Here is an 18,866-nt window from a genome sequence, read left to right on the forward strand (position 1 = left end):
ACCAGCCGCGGCCCCGCCTCGTAGGATCCGCCCATGACCGCCGTGCTGTTCGACTTCTCCGGGACCCTGTTCCGCATCGAATCGTCCGAGGACTGGCTGCGCGCCGTGCTCGACGGTGCCGGGGTGCCCCTGTCCGGTCCGGAGCTGGCCGAGACGGCACGCGCGCTGGAGGCCGCGGGGGCACTGCCCGGTGGCGCACCGCCGGTGGGGGTGCCGGAGGAGCTGGCCGGCGTGTGGGAGATCCGCGACCAGAGCTCCGAACTGCACCGGACCGCCTACACCGGGCTGTCCAGGCGGGTGCCGCTGCCGAACCCCAGGCTGCACGACGCGCTGTACGAGCGGCACATGACGCCGGACGCCTGGCGTCCCTACCCCGACGCCGCCGAGGTGCTGGAGACGCTGCGCGTGCAGGGCGTCGCCGTGGGCGTGGTCAGCAACATCGGCTGGGACCTGCGGCCCGTCTTCCGCGCACACGGCCTCGACCGGTACGTGGACGCGTACGTCCTGTCCTACGAGCACGGCATCCGCAAGCCCGACCCCCGGCTTTTCGCGCTGGCCTGCGAGGCGCTCGGCGCCGAGCCGGGGCGGACCCTGATGGTGGGCGACGACCGGCGGGCGGACGGCGGCGCGGCGGCCCTCGGCTGCGGGGTTCACTTCGTGGATCATCTGCCGGTGACCGAACGCCCGGCCGGACTGCGGCCGGTGCTCGACCTGGTGCGCCGAACGGGGCCGGGCGCGTAGCCCGAGGCAACCAGCGGGACGGATTCGGTCTCCTGGTGAGGCGCCTACCGCCAGGCGGGCTTCGGGTACCGCGGGTCTTCCTCCGGGTTGCCCTGACTCGCATCGCGTTGACACCCGGAGCCTGGGGGGTGAGGCCGCCCCCGGTGGTGATTCCGCCGGGGCACCGGGGCGGCGAGGGTCCCGAGGATGAGCCCTCTCAGTCAGCTTCCCGTCGCACCCTCCCGACGGATGCACCCCGGGCAGCAGCAGACCCCGCCTGCGTGACCAGACGGGGCCTTCAGCCACAACAAACCCGACTTGCTCGTCGGATCGATGGGACAAGTCTAGGAGCGGCCACTGACAGAGCCGGTGCGTCGCGCCGGTGAGCTGAGCGTGGCCGCCGCGAGCCCAGACACCCCACACCTGCCTGCGTCGCGGTCGAGACGGCGGGCGAGCGCGAGGGCCGCGGCAGCTCCCTGCCATCGGCGACCACGGCCAGGTGGAAGCGGCCGGCGGCCATGCCCGTCATCACGCGAGGCGGATTCCACGCGGCTGGTGCGCTTCGCGGGCGATGGCGCCCTTCGCCTCCAGTTCGCGCAGCTGATAGTGCACCGATGACGGCCGCAGACCCACGGTGGCGGCGATCTCGGCGACGGTGGGGGCGTCACCCTGGTCGGTGATGGCCGCGCGGATGGCGCCGAGGATCCGCTCCTGGGTGTCGGTGAGGTACTCGACCTTGCGTCTGACCATGACCCCAGTAGAAATCTTGTTCGAATTTTGGTGCAAGCTGGAGACGTGACCGATCTCCCGCCCGACCTGCCGCGACTCCGCACCCTGGAGACCTGGCTCGCCTACACCCTGGACGAGGTGCGGGCCGCCATCCGGCAAGCAGAGCGGCGGGAGGCAGAGCGGCAGCGCGGCATCCAGGACCGGCCCCGGCCACCCGACTGGCTCCTCGAAACCGGCCTGAACCGGAACAGTCCGCCCGTCCAGGTCCACCAGGGCGACTGCTGGAACCGGGGCAGACGCACCCGCGGCATCAGCCTCGACGAGGCTCGCCGCGCCATCACCGAAGGCGTCACACCCTGCGACGTATGCCGGCCCGACAGCGCCCTTGGATTCCTGGACGGCTAGGAAGCGCGCTGCGGGATGCGGCCCGCGCCCCCTGGGTACGACTGCTGACCCGGACACGCTTACGGCCGAGGGGGACGCGCAGACGTGAATGGGACCGCAGTCGTCATATCCGGGATCGCCCTGGTGATCAGCCTCTGCTCGTTGTACCGGTCGGTCCGCAATGACCGCCGGGACATCACCTTGCGGCTCCACGAATCACTGATCGACCCGAAGCTCCAGACCGGGCGAAAGGTGCTGCACGAGATGCGGGACGTGGAAAGCCTGACCCCAGAGCAGTACGAGCTGGCGAACCGAGCCCTGGCAAGCCTCGACATCGCCGGCTTCTACTGCGCCAAGAGGTACGTGAGCGAGAAGGACTTCCTCGACCTCTGGGCCCCGGCACTGGTCACGCTGGGCCGCTCCGCGACCCCGTTCCTTGCCTACCGTGACGCCCAGCGGCCGAAGCCGGTATGGCCCTACTACCGGCGCCTGACCGAGAAGGCAGAGGAGCACCTACGCAGGGGGGAGTAGGCACCGTCGCCCAGGCGGACCCCTTCGACGGACTCCGTCACCGCGCCCATCAGATCGACCAGCCGCCCCGACTCGGCGGCCGGCTCGGGCGTAACGACCGGCTCGCGATGCTCGCGCTTCGCCTCCGCGCAAGAGCCGCGGAACTGGCAATCGTTGAGGTCGTCACGGCTCTACGTGTCCATCAGGGCGCGCACGCATTCGGTCCGTTCCAGTTCGACCGTCGCCAATTCCCCGCCAACGACCGGCAGATTGTGCCACCAGTGGCCGCATCCGCCGGAGCAGAAGCGTTGGCGACGCCGTTCGTCCGCGACCGCGAGTACCGCGATCAGCAGCCGGAACGCCTTGCGGCGTTCATCGACAGGAGTGAGGCCAGCGATCTTCCCCAGTTGCTGGTCGATCGAGCCGCAGAGGATCAGAACCGCAGGCGTGTGCGTCGGGCGCAGTCCGGCACGGCGGATGCTCTCCGGTCCATCTTCGGCGACGGCGCGGGCCTGCACGCAGTGATGGCGCAGGAACAGGAGTACTTCGGCCTGCTTCTCCGGCCCGCAGGTGTCGAACCACTCGATGCCCTGTGACATCGGGCGCACGCCTTGGGCGAGTTCATTCAGGATGATGTCTCGCTCCATCATGATCAGCCCCCACAGTCCAGCGAGACGAAGGCCTCGGCGGCCTCGTCGACGAGAACGCAGAGTTGCTGCACGATCTGCCGGCAGTGTTGCGGGTCGAGGGCCGCGACGGCCCGGACTTCGAGCCATCGGTCCCACGGACCGTCCGGGCCGAGGAACCGTGTTGCGCAATCGGAGCCGCGAATGTCATCGAGGTACAGGAGCGTCCCGAGGACGACTGCCTGGTCGTAGTCGAGGTCGGGACGCGACAAGTAGTGATCAAGGTATGCGCTGAGAAGTCCGGCATCCGCTGCACTGCCAAACTTCGCTAGAACGACGCAGTATGCCGCGCCCGCATACGGCCCCTCGCTTGCCAGAAGGAGCCGACCGATGAGGTCGCGGAACTCGGTCCTGTGGGCCACGGCCACCAGCCATGCGGCAGTCTTGCGCTCGCGCCATCCACCCTCGAAGAGGATGCTGAGCTCCGCCGGAGTGATCTCGCAGGCAGCCTGAGCCAGATCCCGCACGAATGCGGATCGCTCGATTGGGTTCAGCCGCAGAAGGCCCCCGCCCAGACGGAGGTATCGCCGATCAGGCGTGACGTACCGCCGAACCAGATCCTGCAACTCGGGATCGTTCTGGACGTGACGCATAGCCGCATCCTGGCCCGGGACGGTACGCATGCACCACGGGTTTGCCGACTGCCTCGACGGACGCTATCGCCGCGGCACTACCCTCCGTGACAGCCCCGAGCGGAACCAGCGCAAGCGGATGCATCGATACGGTGCGAATAGGACGTAGCGGACGTGGAACTCCGATCTCAACCCCACAGAGAGGACCCGCCGTGATCATCAAAAAGATGCACGACATCGGCATCAGAAGCGAACACGCCTACCTCGCCGGCATCGCCTCCATCGGCCTCAGTGTCGCCTCCTGGGTCGGCAGCCTCAAAGCCGAAGCCGCCGGGATCGAGCGCGCCGACCGATGGGGCATCTTCGTAGGCGAATGGGCGCCCACCTTCATCGGCATCGGCATCGCCCTCTCCCACTACGAACAGCACGACGGCAGCCTCGCCCACATCCACGAGAGCTGAGCACCGACGCATCCTCCATGCCCGGGAGTCACACCGAGCGATGTACGGCCCCCGGCAGAAGTGCCGGGGGCGCGGCAAAGTCACGACAGGGTGAACCGCGTTCACAGATCGTCCACATGTGGTTTAACGTGTTCCGGCGTTCAACTGTGTCTTGGGGGATCTCATGTCGTACAACCAGCCGCCGCCTGCCCAGCCGCCCACGTTCATCGGCCCACCGCCCGGGCAGCCCGGCGGTAAGCCCGGGTGGGCCCGGAAGCGTGTCGCCGTCCCAGCGGCGTGCCTCATCTTCTTCGTCGGTGTCGGCGTCGGCACCTCGGGCAACAGCGGGCAGGAGAAGGCGAGTAGCAGCGCGAAGCCGCAGCCGACCGTCACGGTCACCGAGACCGCCGAAGCCAAGCCGGCCAAGGACGATGCGAAGCCCGCGAGGGACGAGAAGCCGGCGCCGGGCAAGAACGACGGGACGGCGACTGTGCCGAACTTCGTCGGCATGGGCTTGCAGTCGGCGCAGGACAAGGCGCAGGAGCTCGGCTTCCACGGTTTGGACTCTCACGACGCGCTGGGCCGGGACCGGATGCAGGCCTTCGACCGGAACTGGAAGGTGTGCAGCCAGAACGTGAAGGCCGGCACCTCGACGTCCACGGACACCGACCTGGACTTCGGCGCGGTGAAGCTCGAGGAGACGTGCCCGGCGAAGGACGAGAAGGCACCGTCCGCCGAGGGCGGGAAGATGCCGGACTTCACCGGCAAGTCGGTGAAGGCGGCCCGCGGAGCCCTCGACTCCGGCGCGTCGATCACGGTGAACGACGCGTCAGCCGAGGACCGGATGGTGCTGTTGGAGTCCAACTGGCAGGTCTGCACGCAGAAGCCGGCCGCGGGTGCGGCGTTGAACGGCCGGCCGGTGGAGTTCACGGCGGTCAAGTTCGAGGAGTCCTGCCCGTAAAGGGCGGGGCTGACACAGGGGGGAATCATGCGTACACGAGTCTCTGCGGCCACGGCCGTCCTGCTCCTCGCCGCGCTCACGGCCTGCGGCGGTGGGGACGGCGGGAGTTCGGAGTCGCCGTCGAAGCCGAAGGCGGCGGCATCGAAGGAGCCCAGCGAGCCCGAGGTCGACTGCATGGACGAGTCGATCGGCCAGGCCGACTGGATGAAGTACTGCTCCGACGAGGGCGCCGGCACGGGCGGCGACGGGACCGACGGCCGGGCAACGGGCCTGAAGTTCGGCGAGTCGTACACGTGGCCGGACGGGCTGAGGGTCACCGTCGTGGGCGCGAAGAAGTTCACCGACTTCAACGCGGACTACGGGGAGACGCCCGAGCCGGGCGGCACCGACTTCCGCGTGTCGCTGAAGCTGGAGAACCGCGGCAAGGCGTCGGTGGACCTGGGTGACCTGTCAACGATCACCGAGGGGGCGACGAACGGCGGTCAGGCCGCCTTCACTCGGTTCGACAACGGCTCGCAGCCTCTCGAGGGCCGGCTCGCCGCGGGGGTGACGGCGACGAAGACCGACGACAACGTCCTCGAGACGAAGTACGGCAGGAAGATCGTGGTGACCGTGCAGCGGAACAGTGAGGACTTCGACCTCGAGTTCCCCGAGTTCGAAGGCGAGATCACGGGCTGATCGGATCGGGACGCCTCCGCCGCTCGCACTTGGCAGCGGCGGGGGCGTTGTCACGCCGGCTCGTCTTCACGAGGGCGGGCCCTCCGTCGATGGTCATAGCCCGAGGCAACCAGCGGGGCGGATTCGTCCGTCCCGGACGATCCCCCGTGTCGCCCGGGACGGACATGACGGGACCGGACCTCAGAAGGGCCGGCCCGCCTGCGCCGAGTATAGTTGGCTGGCAGCCAGTCAACGCAGGAGTACAGCATGTCCCCGCGCAGCGCCTCGGTCAATGAAGAGTTGCGGCGGCGTTCGAAGGAGCGGCTTCTGCAAGCCGCCGTGGAGCTGGTGGGCGAGCACGGGTACGAGGCGACCACGCTGGGCGCCATCGCCGACCGCGCGGGCTCGGCACGCGGCCTGGTCTCGTACTACTTCCCCGGCAAACGCCAACTGGTGCAGTCCGCCGTGCACCGGCTGATGCACCGCACGCTGGAGGAGGCCCTGGAACGCGAACCCCGCACCGCCGACGGGGCCGAGCGGATGGCGCGCGCCATCGACGCGATCCTGGGCCTCGCCAGGGACCGGCCGGTGCTCATGCGCCAGCACATGGCGGGCCTGCTCCAGGCCGAGGTGGGTTTCGTGCCGTGCCCCGAGCAGCGGAGGCTGGCGGAACTCCTGCGGGACACCGTCGCCCGGCACGGCTCGCGGGACGTCGACCACGACTACCCGATGCTGCGCGCGCTGCTGATGGGAGCGGTCTTCGCGGCCCTGGTGCCGGGCGTACCGATGCCCGTGCCGGTGCTGCGCGCCGAGTTGTTCAAGCGTTACCGGCTGGAGTGGGAGATGGGTGTCCCGCCGGACACCGAGGCGTCCGGCGGGACGACGTGCGACGCGGACCTGTCGCGGTTCTTCGCGACCGGCGGCCGCGACGACCGGGCTCAGTCGAAGTAGTCCGGCTGCGTCTGCGTGTTCAGCTCACGCAGGTGAACCCGCTTGGCCGGGTCGGTGCGCCGGTCGTCGAGCTTGAGGACGTCGAAGCCCTTGGCGATGTCGTTGGAGTAGATGTAGCCGTTGTAGTAGTACGCCGACCAGGAACCGCCCGTGGTCATGCCGTCCGTGGTCAGCGGGCCGCGCTCGAAGTAGGCGATCTCCTTGGGGCGCTTGGAGTCGGTGAAGTCCCAGACGGAGACACCGCCCTGGTACCAGGCCTGCACCATGATGTCGCGGCCCTTGACCGGGATCAGCGAGCCGTTGTGGGCGACGCAGTTCTCGGTGTCCGCCTGGTGGCGGGGGATCTTGAAGTAGCTGCGGAAGACCAGCTTGCGGTGGTCGCCGCGGCCGACGATGTCGTAGATGCCGTCGGCGCCCCGGTCCGGGCCGATCTCCGCGTTGCAGGTGGCCGCGCCGCCGCCGCCCAGCTCGTCCGTGAAGACGACCTTGTTGGCCTTCTGGTTGAAGGTCGCCGAGTGCCAGAACGCGAAGTTCACGTTGTCCTGGACGCGGTCGATGACCTTCGGACGCTCGGGGTCCTTGATGGAGAACAGGATGCCGTCACCCATGCAGGCGCCCGCCGCGAGGTCCTCGGAGGGCAGCACGGTGATGTCGTGGCAGCCGGTGGTCTTGGAGACGCCCGGGTTGGTGGGCCCGCCCGGGTTGCCGCCGCCGTCGGGGCCCTCACCGGGGAACAGCACCGGGAAGTCCACGACCGCCGCCCGCTCGGGCGCCTTGCGCGGCACCTTGATGACGGAGATGCCGTCGTGCGGCGGCTGGCAGTCGGGGTACGCGGCGCTCGGCGAGTACGAGGAGACGTAGACGTAGACGTCCTTGCGCTCGGGCACCAGCGTGTGGGTGTGCGAGCCGCAGGCGGTCTCGACGGCGGCGACGTACTTCGGGTTCCGCTTGTCGCTGATGTCGAAGACCTTCATGCCCTCCCAGGAGGACTTCTCGGTCGCCGGCTGCGTGGTGCTGTTGCAACTGCTGTCGCTGCGCGAGGAGTCGGTCGACAGGAACAGCAGGTCACCGGAGACGGAGATGTCGTTCTGCGAGCCGGGACACAGCACCTGGGCGACGGTCTTCGGCTTCTTCGGGTTCCTGATGTCGAAGATGCGGAAGCCGTCGTAGTTGCCGGCGAAGGCGTACTGGCCCTGGAAGGCCAGGTCCGAATTGGTGCCCGGGAGTGCGTCCTTGGGGATGTTCGTCAGGTGCTCGATGTTGTCCGAGTGGACTATCTCGTCCTGACCGGGTATCTCGCCGCTCTCTATCGCCTCGCGCACCTCGGCGCGCGCGCTCTTCGACACCTCCTTCGACGTGGCCGGGCTGTCCCCGGGGTCTGGGGTCGCCACGGCCGGGGCGGCGGTGAGCAGCGCGGAGAGCAGTCCGGCGGCGACCGCCGCGACTCCCAGGCGTCTGCGCCGCGTTCGCGGGTCCTTCAACAGGGTCACTGTTTCCTCCCTAGGTCCGTTCCCGTCGGAACGGTTCACGCACCACGCAGTATCGTCTTCGCCATGCCCATACCAACAGGGGGCAACAAACACGCAATGAAGTTTTTTGATCAGTGACGCGCGGAAGCGTGCTAGGACGGTCATCGCACCCACCAGGTGCTCCGCATTCCGCCTGCCACAGGAGGTTGTTGTGCCCTTTCGCTCCGCGATGTCCGGCGCGTCGCTCGTCACGGCCTCGCTGACCGCACTGGCCGTGCTCGGCCTGAGCGCCTGCGACTCGGACCCGGACACCGGGTCGGCCGCCAGGACCGGGCCCTCGGTGATCGCTCCCGGCCAGCCGGGCGAGGGCAACCGGACACTCTCCGCCGAGGACGCCGAGAAGCAGCGGGCCGACGACGACTCCCCCAACTCGGCTGATGTCGCCTACGCGCGGATGATGATCCAGCACCACGCCCAGGCTCTGAAGATGACCGAACTCGTGCCGAAGCAGGCCGAGTCGGGCCGGATCAAGAAGCTCGCCGAACGGATCTCCGCCGCGCAGGGCCCGGAGATCGAGGCGATGCGGGGCTGGCTGAAGAACCACGGCGAGAAGGAGCAGGACGAGAAGGGGACGGGCGGCGGGCACGAGCACGCCGGGATGCCCGGCATGGCGACCGAGGCCCAGCTGAAGAAACTGCGCGCGGCGCGGGGGAAGGCCTTCGACCAGCTCTTCCTCACTCTGATGATCACCCACCACGAGGGCGCGATCACCATGGCCACGGACGTCAAGTCGCAGGGCAACAACGTGCAGGTCGAGGAGATGGCCGACGACGTGGTCGCCCAGCAGACGAGCGAGATCTCGCGGATGCGCGAGATGCTGTGACTCTCGGCCGACGGCGGCTCAGCGGCGGGCGCGACGCGGCGCCAGGAACCCCTCGTCACGCGCCTGGCCGATCAGCCTGAGGGACTTGCGCCTGCTGTGCCCGGTCACGCGCATCACCGCGAGGACGGGGTCGCTCCCCTCCTCGCGGGCCTCCCGGTACTCCCGCGCCACGAGCCGGCGCTCCTCCCTGCCGCGCGGCCACGCGGGGCGGCCCCGGCGCGACACGGCCGGCAGCGGGCGGGCCGGCGCCGGCACACAGGCCGCGAAGAGCGGGTTCTCCAGCCACTCGGCGAGCACGGCGAGGTCGTCGAGGGACAGGGGCGGCTCGGCCCGCACACCCTCGACCCGCACCTCCCGGCCGGACAGGACGGCGAGCGCGTCCACCCGGGCGCCGTCGGCGAAATCCAGCCGGACATCGAACCAGGAGGCCGTGGCGCCGCCCTCCCGCACCACCCAGGCGTGCCGCACGGACATCTCACCGTCGTCCGGACAGCGATCGGAAAGCTGAAGAGAACGATCAAAGAAGGATGCTTCGAGCACATACGCAACGTAACCGAATGATCACATTCCATGCGGACGGAACACGCGGTCAGCTGCCACCAAGGGCGGCGGCCTGGCGGGCGGCGGCGGACAGCAGGGCGTCGAGCAACCCCGGGAACAGCGCGTCCAAGTCACCCCTGCGCAGGCCGTTCATCTTGGCCGTGCCCCGGTAGGTCTGCCGGACCACCCCGCTCTCGCGCAGCACCCGGAAGTGGTGCGTGGTGGTCGACTTGGTGACCGGCAGGTCGAAGTGCGAGCAGGAGAAGAGCGCGTCACTGTCGGCGGCGAGATCCCGCACGATCCGCAGCCGCACCGGGTCGGAGAGCGCGTGCAGCACGCCTTCCAGCCGGATCTCCGCGCGCGTGGGGTGCGGCAGCTCACGGGCGCCTGCGGCGGTGGCGACGGGGGTCACGGCGACTCCAGTTTTCGTCCGGGGGCTTCATTGTACGAGAACCACCGTAGTTTGACACTCGCCGTACTACGAGACGTATCGTACGAGCTGTCACGCCCCTCCACACCCCAGGGAGCAGCCCGCCATGAGTGCCCTCTTCCAGCCTCTGCAACTGCGCGACACCACGATCCCGAACCGGGTCTGGATGCCGCCGATGTGCCAGTACTCCGCCGCGCCCCAGGGCCCGTTGGCCGGCGTACCCGGCGACTGGCACTTCGCGCACTACGGCGCACGCGCGGCCGGCGGCACCGGCCTGATCGTCGTGGAGGCCACCGGCGTGTCGCCCGAGGGCCGCATATCCCCGCAGGATCTGGGGCTGTGGAACGACACGCAGGTCGAGGCGTTCCGCCGGATCACGGACTTCATGCGCTCCCAGGGCACCGTCCCCGCGGTCCAGCTGGCACACGCGGGCCGCAAGGCGTCGACCGCGCAGCCCTGGAAGGGCGGCGCCCCGGTGGGGCCGGACGCGTACGGCTGGCAGCCGGTGGCGCCGAGCGCGCTCGCGTTCGACGCACGGCACCCGGTACCGACCGAGCTGACGGTCCCGCAGATCCAGGAGGTGGTCGGCCGGTTCGCGGACGCCGCGCGCCGGGCCCTCGCCGCCGGCTTCGAGATCGTCGAGCTGCACGGCGCCCACGGCTACCTGATCCACGAGTTCCTGTCGCCGCACTCCAACCACCGCACCGACGCCTACGGCGGCTCGTACGAGAACCGCACCAGGTTCGCCCTGGAGGTCGTCGACGCCGTACGGGAGGTGTGGCCGGACGACAAGCCGCTGTTCTTCCGCGTCTCGGCGACCGACTGGCTCGACGAGGGCGGCTGGACGCGGGAGGACACCGTCCGGCTGGCCGGCGACCTCAAGGCGCACGGCGTCGACCTCCTCGACGTCTCCACCGGCGGCAACGTCCCGCGCGTGCGGATCCCGACCGGCCCCGGCTACCAGGTGCCCTTCGCCGCGCGCGTGCGGGCCGGAGCCGCGGTGCCGGTCGCCGCCGTCGGCCTGATCACCGAGGTGGCGCAGGCCGAGAAGATCCTGGCCAACGGTGAGGCCGACGCCGTACTGCTGGGCCGCGAGCTGCTGCGCAACCCGTCCTGGGCGCAGCACGCGGCGCGGGAACTGGGCGAGGACGTCCGGATGCCGGACCAGTACGGCTGGGGCATGTGAGGTGGCGTTTCGCGCGAAGCGTTGACCAGAAAGCGCTTACCCTCTACGGTCCGTTCATCAGCATGACCGATGCGCGCGCGGTGGGCACCCAATGCCCCGCTTGCCCCTCACCGCGCGCGCATCGCAATCATGTCGACGCACATCGTTCACGTACATGTTCCGTTCCACCCCCACTCCCTATGGAAGGGATCAGAACATGACCGCAGCGACACGCCCCCACGCGCAACGGCGCGCGGCCGTCGGCGCATTGGCCGCGCTCGGGCTCTCCGTTGGCATGCTCATGACTACCGAGGCGACCTCGGCGCACGCCGCCACCTGGCCCACCCCCAACGGCAGCGAAGGCGTCTCCTCCACCATCTCGGTGTCCGGCACCAAGGACTACGGGATGAAGCGCCTGTACGGCACCGGCGACCTGGGCTCCGGCGGCCAGGACGAGGACCAGGGGCCGATCCTGGAACTGGCACCCGGCGCGGTCCTCAAGAACGTGATCATCGGCGCCCCCGCCGCGGACGGCGTCCACTGCGAGGGCAGCTGCACGCTGCAGAACGTCTGGTGGGAGGACGTCGGCGAGGACGCGGCGACCTTCCGGGGCTCCTCGTCGTCGAACGTCTACACCGTCTCCGGCGGCGGTGCCAAGGAAGCCAGCGACAAGGTCTTCCAGTTCAACGGCGCCGGCACCCTGAACGTCTCCAACTTCGCCGTGAAGAACTTCGGCACCTTCATCCGCTCCTGCGGCAACTGCTCGTCACAGTACAAGCGGACGATCAACCTCAACACCATCGAGGTGACCTGGAAGGGCGGCCGGATCGCCGGCATCAACACCAACTACGGCGACAGCGCGACCCTGCGCAACATCACCGTCGTCGGGGACAGCAGCAAGAAGATCGTCCCGTGCCAGAAGTACATCGGCAACGACGACGGCGACGAGCCGGACTCCAACGGCTCCGGCTCCGACGGCACGTACTGCAAGTACGCGTCCTCCGACATCACCTACAAGTGACGTCTCAGGTCCGGGTGCCGCCCGCCCGGACCTGTCCGGACTGCTCCCGCTGATACTCCGTGTAGGCGTCCCGCAGGGCCGCCCCCGGCCAGTCGGACGGGAGCAGTTCCGCGGGCAGCACCGGGTCGGCGAGCAGATGGCGCACGACGGCCGCGAAGGCGGTGAGACGGTCGGCCGGCCGCCGGGCCCGGCCGACCCGCGCGAGCAGGTCCCGGGCCGTGCGGGACCAGGTGTCCAGCGGCCACAGCCGCGCGGACAGTTCGGCGGCCGGGCACTCGGGGCGTGAGACGAGGCGCTCGGCGACGCCGTCGAGAGCGGCGGGCAGCGGACGGCGCAGGTTGGCGGGGCGCAGCCAGACACCCTCCCGGAGCTCGGCGAGGCGCAGGGCGGTCAACCGGGTGCGCAGTTCGGCGCGTTCGGCGGGGCCGCGCCCGGTCGCGGTGATGACGAGCATCTCCCAGTCGCCGTCCCACGCGCGCGTGCGCGGGCGCAGCGCCTCGTCCTGGCGCCGCTGGCGTTCCAGGAGCCGCTCACTGAGCCGGTAGCCGGTGTCCGTGCGCCTCAGGTCCCCGGCGGCGGCCATCCGGCTGAGCGCGGCGCGTACCGTGGACCCGCCGACGTCGAACCCCTCCACGAGCCGTACCAGCTCCCGGACCGGCAGCTCGGGGGGATGGGTGCCGAGCAGCAGGCTCAGAACCACCGACCGCGCGGACAGCGGGCGCAGCGGCGACTCGCCGGGGGCCTCGGAACCGTTCATCCGCGCGGGTGCGTGTCGTCCGTCCACATGAGCACGTACTGTACGTGCGCCCGAGTGTTGCACTATTGCTGCGGTCGCAGCGATGGTGCAACACTCGGGTCATGACGACACTCGCGCAGGAGCCGGACGAGCAGTACGAGGAGTCCGCGGGCCACCCGGAGGGGTACGCCACGCACGACGTCACCAACCAGCCCCCTCCGCTGGCCCCCTACGACGCCTCGGACGACACGGCGCTGCTGGAAGGTCTGCGGCGGGAGGGCGCCGGGTGGGCCGAGGACGGGCTGCGCCGGCTCGGACGGCGGGCCGGCAGCGCACAGGCGCAGGACTGGGGCGACCTGGCCAACCGCCACGAACCCGTCCTGCGCACCCACGACCGGTACGGCAACCGGGTCGACGAGGTCGAGTACCACCCGAGCTGGCACCACCTGCTGCGGGTGGCCGTCGGGGAGGGCCTGGCGGGTGCGCCCTGGGCGGACGACCGGCCGGGCGCCCATGTCGCGCGCACCGCGGGCGGACTGGTGTGGGGCCACACGGAGGCGGGGCACGGGTGCCCGACGTCGATGACCTACGCGGCCGTCCCGGCGCTGCGCACCACCCCGGAGCTGGCCGAGGTCTACGAGCCGCTGCTGACCGGCCGTGAGTACGAACCGGGGCTGCGCACGCCCACGGAGAAGCGCGGCCTGCTGGCCGGGATGGGCATGACCGAGAAGCAGGGCGGCTCGGACGTCCGCACCAACACCACGACGGCCACCCCGACCGCCGAGCCGGGCGTGTACACGCTGCGCGGGCACAAGTGGTTCACGTCGGCGCCGATGTGCGACGTGTTCCTGGTGCTGGCCCAGGTGGCGCCCGGCAGGGGGCAGGGGGGCCTGTCCTGCTTCCTGGTGCCGCGCGTGCTGCCGGACGGCACCCGCAACACCTTCCGCATCCAGCGGCTCAAGGACAAGCTCGGCAACCGGTCCAACGCCTCGTCCGAGCCCGAGTTCGACGGCACCGTCGCCTGGCTGGTCGGACCCGAGGGGCAGGGCGTCAAGACGATCATCGAGATGGTGAACTGCACCCGGCTGGACTGCGTGATGTCCTCGGCGACGCTGATGCGCAAGACGCTGGTCGAGGCGGGTCACCACGCACGGCACCGCAGCGCGTTCGGTGCCCGGCTCGTCGACCAGCCGCTGATGCGCAACGTGCTGGCCGACCTGGCGCTGGAGTCCGAGGCCGCGACGGCGCTCACCCTGCGGCTGGCCGGGGCGGCGGACCGGGCGGTGCGCGGGGACACCGCCGAGGCGGCCTTCCGGCGGATCGCCACCGCCGTCGGCAAGTACTGGGTGACCAAGCGGGGACCCGCGTTCACCGCGGAGGCCCTGGAGTGCCTCGGCGGCAACGGCTACGTGGAGGAGTCGGGCATGCCCCGCCACTACCGCGAGGCCCCGCTGCTGTCGATCTGGGAGGGCTCGGGGAACGTCAACGCCCTCGACGTCCTGCGGGCGCTGGGCCGCTCCCCCGCGACCGCGCACGCCCTCTTCGCGGAACTGGCCCTCGCACGCGGGGCGGACGCCCGGCTGGACGCCGCCGTGGCCCGGCTGGAGAGGGGGCTGGCCGAGGCGTCCGAGACCGGTGCCCGCCGGCTCGTGGAACTGATGGCCCTCACCCTCCAGGGCTCCCTCCTGGTCCGGCACGCGCCGCCCGCCGTCGCCGACGCCTTCTGCGCGACGCGGCTCGGCGGCGACTGGGGGCACGCCTTCGGCACCCTGCCGTCCACGGCCGGCCTCGCCGGCATCCTGGCGCGGGCGCTGCCGACGGCGGACTGAGCGGGCGGGGTCGGCTTCCGGCCCCGCGCCCGCCCCTCCCCGACTCCGCGAGCATGCCGCATCACCGGGATGACCTGCGACGACGCCGACTCCAGAGGTGACTGTCAGTGGCTGGGTGCAGACTGGCCCGTGTCCGAGACAAAGGCGTCGACGAGGACGCCGCGGAGGTGATCGGCATGACCGAGGTACTGCTCGCCGTGGGCACCCGCAAGGGCCTGTTCATCGGGCGCCGGCGGGGTGGCACCTGGGAGTTCGACGAGAGCCCGTACTTCAACGCCCAGGCCGTCTACTCGGTCGCCCTCGACATCCGCGGCGACACCCCGCGCCTGCTGGCGGGCGGCGACAGCGCGCACTGGGGCCCGTCGGTGTTCCACTCCGACGACCTGGGCCGCACCTGGACCGAACCGGGCTCTCCGGCCGTCAAGTTCCCCAAGGACACCGGAGCCTCTCTGGAGCGGGTGTGGCAGCTGCACCCGGCCGCCGCCGAGCCGGACGTGGTCTACGCGGGCACGGAACCGGCCGCGCTGTACCGCTCGGAGGACCGCGGCGAGAGCTTCGAGCTGGTCCGGCCCCTGTGGGAGCACCCCACGCGGTCCCAGTGGGTGCCGGGCGGCGGCGGGGAGGGGCTGCACACCGTCCTCACCGACCGGCGGGACCCCGACTCGGTGACGGTCGCCGTGTCGACCGCGGGTGTGTTCCGCACCACCGACGGCGGCGCGAGCTGGGCGCCGTCCAACTCCGGCGTCTCCGCGGTCTTCCTGCCGGACCCCGACCCGGAGTTCGGCCAGTGCGTGCACAAGGTCGCGCGGGACGCGGCCGACCCGGACCGCCTGTACCTGCAGAACCACTGGGGGGTGTACCGCAGCGACGACGCGGGCGGGCGCTGGACGGACATCGGCGAGGGGCTGCCGTCCACGTTCGGGTTCGCCGTGGCCGCCCACCCGCACCGCGGCGACACGGCGTACGTCTTCCCGATCAACGCCGACGCCGACCGGGTGCCCGCGGACCACCGGTGCCGGGTCTTCCGCACCGCGGACGCGGGCAAGAGCTGGGAGCCGCTGTCGGCGGGCCTGCCCCGGGAGGACCACTACGGCACGGTGCTGCGCGACGCGCTGTGCACGGACGACGCGGACCGCGCGGGCGTGTACTTCGGCAATCGCAACGGCGAGGTGTTCGCGTCGGCCGACGACGGCGACAGCTGGCGGCAGTTGGCCTCCCACCTGCCGGACGTGCTGTGCGTGCGGGCCGCGGTCCTGGCGTGAACCGGGCGGGGGGTTCCGGCCTTGGCCACCGCTTGATCGGCGTCACCCGTACGGCAGTAGGGTGACGCCCGTGGCACCACGACCCTTGAATGAAATCGTCGAAGCGGGCTGGGCGAAGGCGCTGGAACCCGTCGCCGGGCGGATCACCTCGATGGGTGACTTCCTGCGCGGGGAGATCGCCGCCGGACGCACCTACCTCCCGGCCGGAGCCAACGTCCTGCGGGCCTTCCAGCAGCCCTTCGACGACGTCCGGGTACTGATCGTCGGGCAGGACCCCTATCCCACCCCGGGGCACGCCGTGGGGTTGTCGTTCTCGGTCGCACCCGAGGTGCGTCCGCTGCCCGGCAGCCTCCTCAACATCTTCCGGGAGCTGAACACCGACCTGAACCTGCCGCAGCCCTCCAACGGCGACCTGACCCCGTGGACCCGGCAGGGCGTGCTGCTGCTCAACAGGGCGCTCACCACCGCCCCGCGCAAGCCCGCCGCCCACCGCGGCAAGGGCTGGGAGGAGGTCACCGAGCAGGCGATACGCGCCCTGGCGGCTCGCGGCAAGCCGATGGTGTCCATCCTGTGGGGCCGCGACGCCCGCAACCTGCGGCCGCTGCTCGGTGACCTGCCGGCCCTGGAGTCCGCGCACCCGTCCCCGATGTCGGCCGACCGCGGGTTCTTCGGCTCCCGCCCGTTCAGCAGGGCCAACGACCTGCTGGTGCGGCTGGGGGGCCAGCCGGTCGACTGGCGGCTGCCGTGAGCGGCGGCTTCCTGGCCGTGGACTCCGGCGGCTCGGGGCTGCGCGTGGTCGTGGGCACGGCCGGTGCCGACGGGCGCGGCCCGCTCGGGCACCGTGCGTCGCGGGAGCCCGTGCGCACCGGCCCCCGTGGCATCGAGCCGGAGCACCTGATGGAACAACTGCTCCCCATGGTGCGGGCGTTGACCGCCGAGACCCGGGTGGACCGGTTCGGCACCGTCGTGGTCGGGGCCGCCGGGCTTGCCACCCTGGGCGACGCGCTGCGCGCCGAGCTGCCCGGCGCGCTCGCCCGGGAGCTGGGAGCCCGGAAGGTCGCGCTGGTCGCCGACGCGGTGACCGCCTACGTCGGCGCCCTCGGCCCCCGGCCCGGAGCGGTGGTGGCCGCCGGGACCGGCCTGATCGCGACGGGCACCGACCTGGCCCGCTGGCACCGGGCGGACGGCTGGGGGCATCTGCTGGGCGACTGCGGCGGCGGCGCGTGGATCGGGCGGGCCGGTCTGGAGGCCGCGCTGCGCGCCCACGACGGGCGGAAGGGCGGCTCGGCGCCGCTGCTGGCCCGGGCCCGGGAGCGCTTCGGCCCGGCGGCGGGCATCCCGGGGCAGCTGTATCCGCGGACCGACCGCCCCGCCGTCCTCGCCTCCTTCGCGCCCGACGTCGCCGCCTGCGCGCCCGGCGACCCCGTGGCCGCCGAGATCCTGCGCGCCGCGGCACGGCACATGGCCGACTCGGCCGCCGCGGTCTGCCCCCGCGACGGCGAGCCCCGCCTCGCGGTCACCGGCGGCCTGCTGAAGCTGGGCGACCCGCTCGTCGCACCGCTGGAGGAGGAGCTGGCGAAGCGGCTGCCGCAGGCGCGGCGGACGGCCGCGGAGGGCGATCCCCTGGACGGCTCGGTCCGCGTCGCCACCGACCTGGCGACCGGCACGCTCACCCTCCCGGGTGATGACGCGATGCTGTGGGTGACGACCGTGACGGAAGGCCGATAACCGGTCCGCCGGGAAGGTGAATCGTGCCGATGTCGGCCGATCCGTACATCACTCATCAGACAAAACAGGACGGATACCGCTCACCTGCACCCTCCCCGAACAGGGAAACCCCGGAAACCAGTAACATGCGGCGCCATGAGCTCCCCCACTGGGCCCGCGTCCGGCCTGCCAGTACGAATGCCGCGCCCCCGCCAGCCGGGACGGCACCGCCGCCCCGAACCCCTGGTGGCGCCCGAGGGCGCGCCCGCGCTTGTCCTCGCGGTCCCGGGGACGCCCAGTAGCGCCACCCGGGGCCTCGCCGACGAGGTCATCAGCATCGCCCGCTCCGAGCTTCCCGGCCTCGACGCCCGGGTCGGCCACCTCGAGGGGGACGACACCGAGTTCCCCTCACTGTCGGCCGTACTCGTGAGCGCCGCCGAGGAGCGCGCCGCCCGCTTCGAGCAGGCGCGCGCCGCCGGCCTGGAGGTGAAGGAGCCCGACGGCCCCGTCGCCGTCGTCGTGCCGCTGCTCGCGGGCCCGGACAACGCGCTGCTGCGCCGGATCCGGCAGGCCGTCATGGACAGCAGGGTCGCGGCCGAGCTGACCGACGTGCTCGGCCCGCACCCGCTGCTGGCCGAGGCCCTGCACGTGCGGCTCTCCGAGGCCGGTCTGGCCCGCGCCGACCGCGCCCGGCTGTTCACCGTGGCGACCGCCGCGGACGGCATCATCCTGGCCTCCGTGGGCGGTGACGAGGCGGTCCAGGCGGCCGGGATCACCGGCATGCTGCTCGCCGCGCGCCTCGCCGTTCCGGTGATCGCCGCCGCGCTGGACGAGGAGGGCTCGATCGCGTCCGTGGCCGAGCAGCTGCGCTCCTCGGGCTCCCAGCAGCTGGCGCTCGCGCCCTACCTGATCGGCCCGGAGATCGAGGCGTCCGTGCTGGTGGAGGCCGCCAAGGAGGCGGACTGTTCCACCGCCGAGCCGCTCGGCCCGTACCCGGCGATCGGCAAGCTGGCGCTGGCCAAGTACACGACTGCGCTCGGCATCTCGCCGCAGCAGCCGCAGGGCACTCCGGTCCGCTGACGCGCGGACGCCCGCGCGCACACGGTCGCGGGCGGGCACGGGACACGGCTGCACGGCACCTCAGGGAAGCCGAAGGGCCCGCTCCGGTACGGGAGCGGGCCCTCTGTCGTGCCGTGTGGCGAAGAGGGTCCTCG

The 18,866-nt window shown here is 71.4% G+C and carries 22 protein-coding genes; 15 read left to right on the forward strand and 7 right to left on the reverse strand.

Annotated features, from left to right (window positions below):
• The first annotated feature begins 33 nt into the window (after window positions 1–33).
• A complete protein-coding gene (locus ACZ67M_RS24975) occupies window positions 34–741 on the forward strand; it encodes an HAD family hydrolase (protein WP_469852803.1) in 708 nt (235 codons plus the stop codon).
• A gap of 507 nt (window positions 742–1,248) precedes the next feature.
• On the opposite strand, the gene ACZ67M_RS24980 is transcribed toward ACZ67M_RS24975, so the two are convergent.
• Entirely contained in the window at window positions 1,249–1,470 is a 222-nt protein-coding gene (locus ACZ67M_RS24980) for a LexA family protein (RefSeq protein WP_385795011.1), read from the reverse strand.
• Between the two features lie 45 nt (window positions 1,471–1,515).
• Between ACZ67M_RS24980 and ACZ67M_RS24985 the strand changes: the two genes are divergently transcribed.
• Window positions 1,516–1,854: a DUF6233 domain-containing protein gene (locus ACZ67M_RS24985; RefSeq protein WP_361355967.1), complete on the forward strand. Its 339-nt coding sequence runs from the start codon at window positions 1,516–1,518 to the stop codon at window positions 1,852–1,854.
• A gap of 84 nt (window positions 1,855–1,938) precedes the next feature.
• Window positions 1,939–2,364, forward strand: a complete 426-nt coding sequence (locus tag ACZ67M_RS24990; protein ID WP_450730240.1) for a hypothetical protein — start codon at window positions 1,939–1,941, stop codon at window positions 2,362–2,364.
• Window positions 2,365–2,534: 170 nt separating this feature from the next.
• Here ACZ67M_RS24990 and ACZ67M_RS24995 read toward each other — a convergent pair whose 3' ends face one another.
• Both ACZ67M_RS24995 and ACZ67M_RS25000 read right to left on the reverse strand, forming a co-directional pair.
• Window positions 2,535–2,993, reverse strand: coding sequence for a DUF5958 family protein (locus ACZ67M_RS24995; protein ID WP_392237857.1), 459 nt, complete (start codon window positions 2,991–2,993; stop codon window positions 2,535–2,537).
• A 2-nt stretch (window positions 2,994–2,995) separates the two neighbouring features.
• Window positions 2,996–3,622 (reverse strand): DUF6000 family protein, encoded by a 627-nt coding sequence (locus ACZ67M_RS25000; protein ID WP_469852806.1) that lies wholly within the window; start codon window positions 3,620–3,622, stop codon window positions 2,996–2,998.
• Between the two features lie 191 nt (window positions 3,623–3,813).
• Here ACZ67M_RS25000 and ACZ67M_RS25005 point away from each other — a divergent pair, with 191 nt between their 5' ends.
• The 4 genes from ACZ67M_RS25005 to ACZ67M_RS25020 all read left to right on the forward strand — a co-directional run bounded on the left by ACZ67M_RS25005 (window position 3,814) and on the right by ACZ67M_RS25020 (window position 6,610).
• Entirely contained in the window at window positions 3,814–4,062 is a 249-nt protein-coding gene (locus ACZ67M_RS25005; RefSeq protein ID WP_361355964.1) for a hypothetical protein, read from the forward strand.
• A 163-nt stretch (window positions 4,063–4,225) separates the two neighbouring features.
• Complete coding sequence (locus ACZ67M_RS25010) at window positions 4,226–5,002, forward strand: hypothetical protein (protein ID WP_469852807.1); 777 nt, start codon at window positions 4,226–4,228, stop codon at window positions 5,000–5,002.
• A gap of 27 nt (window positions 5,003–5,029) precedes the next feature.
• Window positions 5,030–5,680 carry a hypothetical protein gene (locus ACZ67M_RS25015; RefSeq protein WP_392015329.1) on the forward strand — a complete coding sequence of 217 codons (651 nt, stop codon included), beginning with the start codon at window positions 5,030–5,032 and terminating at the stop codon, window positions 5,678–5,680.
• Window positions 5,681–5,926: 246 nt separating this feature from the next.
• Entirely contained in the window at window positions 5,927–6,610 is a 684-nt protein-coding gene (locus ACZ67M_RS25020; RefSeq protein WP_361355958.1) for a TetR/AcrR family transcriptional regulator, read from the forward strand.
• Here ACZ67M_RS25020 and ACZ67M_RS25025 read toward each other — a convergent pair.
• Window positions 6,598–8,100, reverse strand: coding sequence for an LVIVD repeat-containing protein (locus ACZ67M_RS25025; RefSeq protein WP_361355957.1), 1,503 nt, complete (start codon window positions 8,098–8,100; stop codon window positions 6,598–6,600). The genes ACZ67M_RS25020 and ACZ67M_RS25025 overlap by 13 nt on opposite strands.
• Before the next feature lie 208 nt (window positions 8,101–8,308).
• Between ACZ67M_RS25025 and ACZ67M_RS25030 the strand changes: the two genes are divergently transcribed.
• A complete protein-coding gene (locus tag ACZ67M_RS25030; RefSeq protein WP_385795540.1) occupies window positions 8,309–8,962 on the forward strand; it encodes a DUF305 domain-containing protein in 654 nt (217 codons plus the stop codon).
• A gap of 18 nt (window positions 8,963–8,980) precedes the next feature.
• Here ACZ67M_RS25030 and ACZ67M_RS25035 read toward each other — a convergent pair whose 3' ends face one another.
• The gene (locus tag ACZ67M_RS25035; protein ID WP_361355955.1) at window positions 8,981–9,436 is read right to left on the reverse strand and encodes a DUF6214 family protein; all 456 of its coding nucleotides are present in this window, start codon (window positions 9,434–9,436) and stop codon (window positions 8,981–8,983) included.
• A 115-nt stretch (window positions 9,437–9,551) separates the two neighbouring features.
• Window positions 9,552–9,914, reverse strand: coding sequence for a helix-turn-helix transcriptional regulator (locus tag ACZ67M_RS25040; RefSeq protein WP_361355954.1), 363 nt, complete (start codon window positions 9,912–9,914; stop codon window positions 9,552–9,554).
• A gap of 124 nt (window positions 9,915–10,038) precedes the next feature.
• On the opposite strand from ACZ67M_RS25040, the gene ACZ67M_RS25045 reads away from it, so the two are divergent.
• Both ACZ67M_RS25045 and ACZ67M_RS25050 read left to right on the forward strand, forming a co-directional pair.
• Window positions 10,039–11,118 carry an NADH:flavin oxidoreductase/NADH oxidase gene (locus ACZ67M_RS25045; RefSeq protein ID WP_385795022.1) on the forward strand — a complete coding sequence of 360 codons (1,080 nt, stop codon included), beginning with the start codon at window positions 10,039–10,041 and terminating at the stop codon, window positions 11,116–11,118.
• 196 nt (window positions 11,119–11,314) lie between these two features.
• Window positions 11,315–12,118, forward strand: coding sequence for a pectate lyase (locus tag ACZ67M_RS25050; protein ID WP_469852809.1), 804 nt, complete (start codon window positions 11,315–11,317; stop codon window positions 12,116–12,118).
• Window positions 12,119–12,122: 4 nt separating this feature from the next.
• Here the strand turns inward: ACZ67M_RS25050 and ACZ67M_RS25055 are convergent, their stop codons facing one another.
• Window positions 12,123–12,875 carry a PaaX family transcriptional regulator C-terminal domain-containing protein gene (locus tag ACZ67M_RS25055; RefSeq protein ID WP_392015598.1) on the reverse strand — a complete coding sequence of 251 codons (753 nt, stop codon included), beginning with the start codon at window positions 12,873–12,875 and terminating at the stop codon, window positions 12,123–12,125.
• A gap of 101 nt (window positions 12,876–12,976) precedes the next feature.
• Here ACZ67M_RS25055 and ACZ67M_RS25060 point away from each other — a divergent pair, with 101 nt between their 5' ends.
• From ACZ67M_RS25060 to ACZ67M_RS25080, 5 genes are all read left to right on the forward strand, one after another.
• Window positions 12,977–14,683 (forward strand): DNA alkylation response protein, encoded by a 1,707-nt coding sequence (locus ACZ67M_RS25060; protein ID WP_469852810.1) that lies wholly within the window; start codon window positions 12,977–12,979, stop codon window positions 14,681–14,683.
• A 107-nt stretch (window positions 14,684–14,790) separates the two neighbouring features.
• Window positions 14,791–15,945 carry a WD40/YVTN/BNR-like repeat-containing protein gene (locus ACZ67M_RS25065; RefSeq protein ID WP_361355949.1) on the forward strand — a complete coding sequence of 385 codons (1,155 nt, stop codon included), beginning with the start codon at window positions 14,791–14,793 and terminating at the stop codon, window positions 15,943–15,945.
• 70 nt (window positions 15,946–16,015) lie between these two features.
• Window positions 16,016–16,693: a uracil-DNA glycosylase gene (locus tag ACZ67M_RS25070; protein ID WP_122620777.1), complete on the forward strand. Its 678-nt coding sequence runs from the start codon at window positions 16,016–16,018 to the stop codon at window positions 16,691–16,693.
• Window positions 16,690–17,673 (forward strand): N-acetylglucosamine kinase, encoded by a 984-nt coding sequence (locus tag ACZ67M_RS25075; RefSeq protein WP_469852812.1) that lies wholly within the window; start codon window positions 16,690–16,692, stop codon window positions 17,671–17,673. Before ACZ67M_RS25070 ends, ACZ67M_RS25075 begins: the two co-directional genes overlap by 4 nt.
• A 135-nt stretch (window positions 17,674–17,808) precedes the next feature.
• Window positions 17,809–18,732, forward strand: a complete 924-nt coding sequence (locus ACZ67M_RS25080; protein WP_392237872.1) for a sirohydrochlorin chelatase — start codon at window positions 17,809–17,811, stop codon at window positions 18,730–18,732.
• Window positions 18,733–18,866: the final 134 nt, after the last annotated feature.

Source organism: Streptomyces sp. NPDC107500, assembly GCF_055582785.1.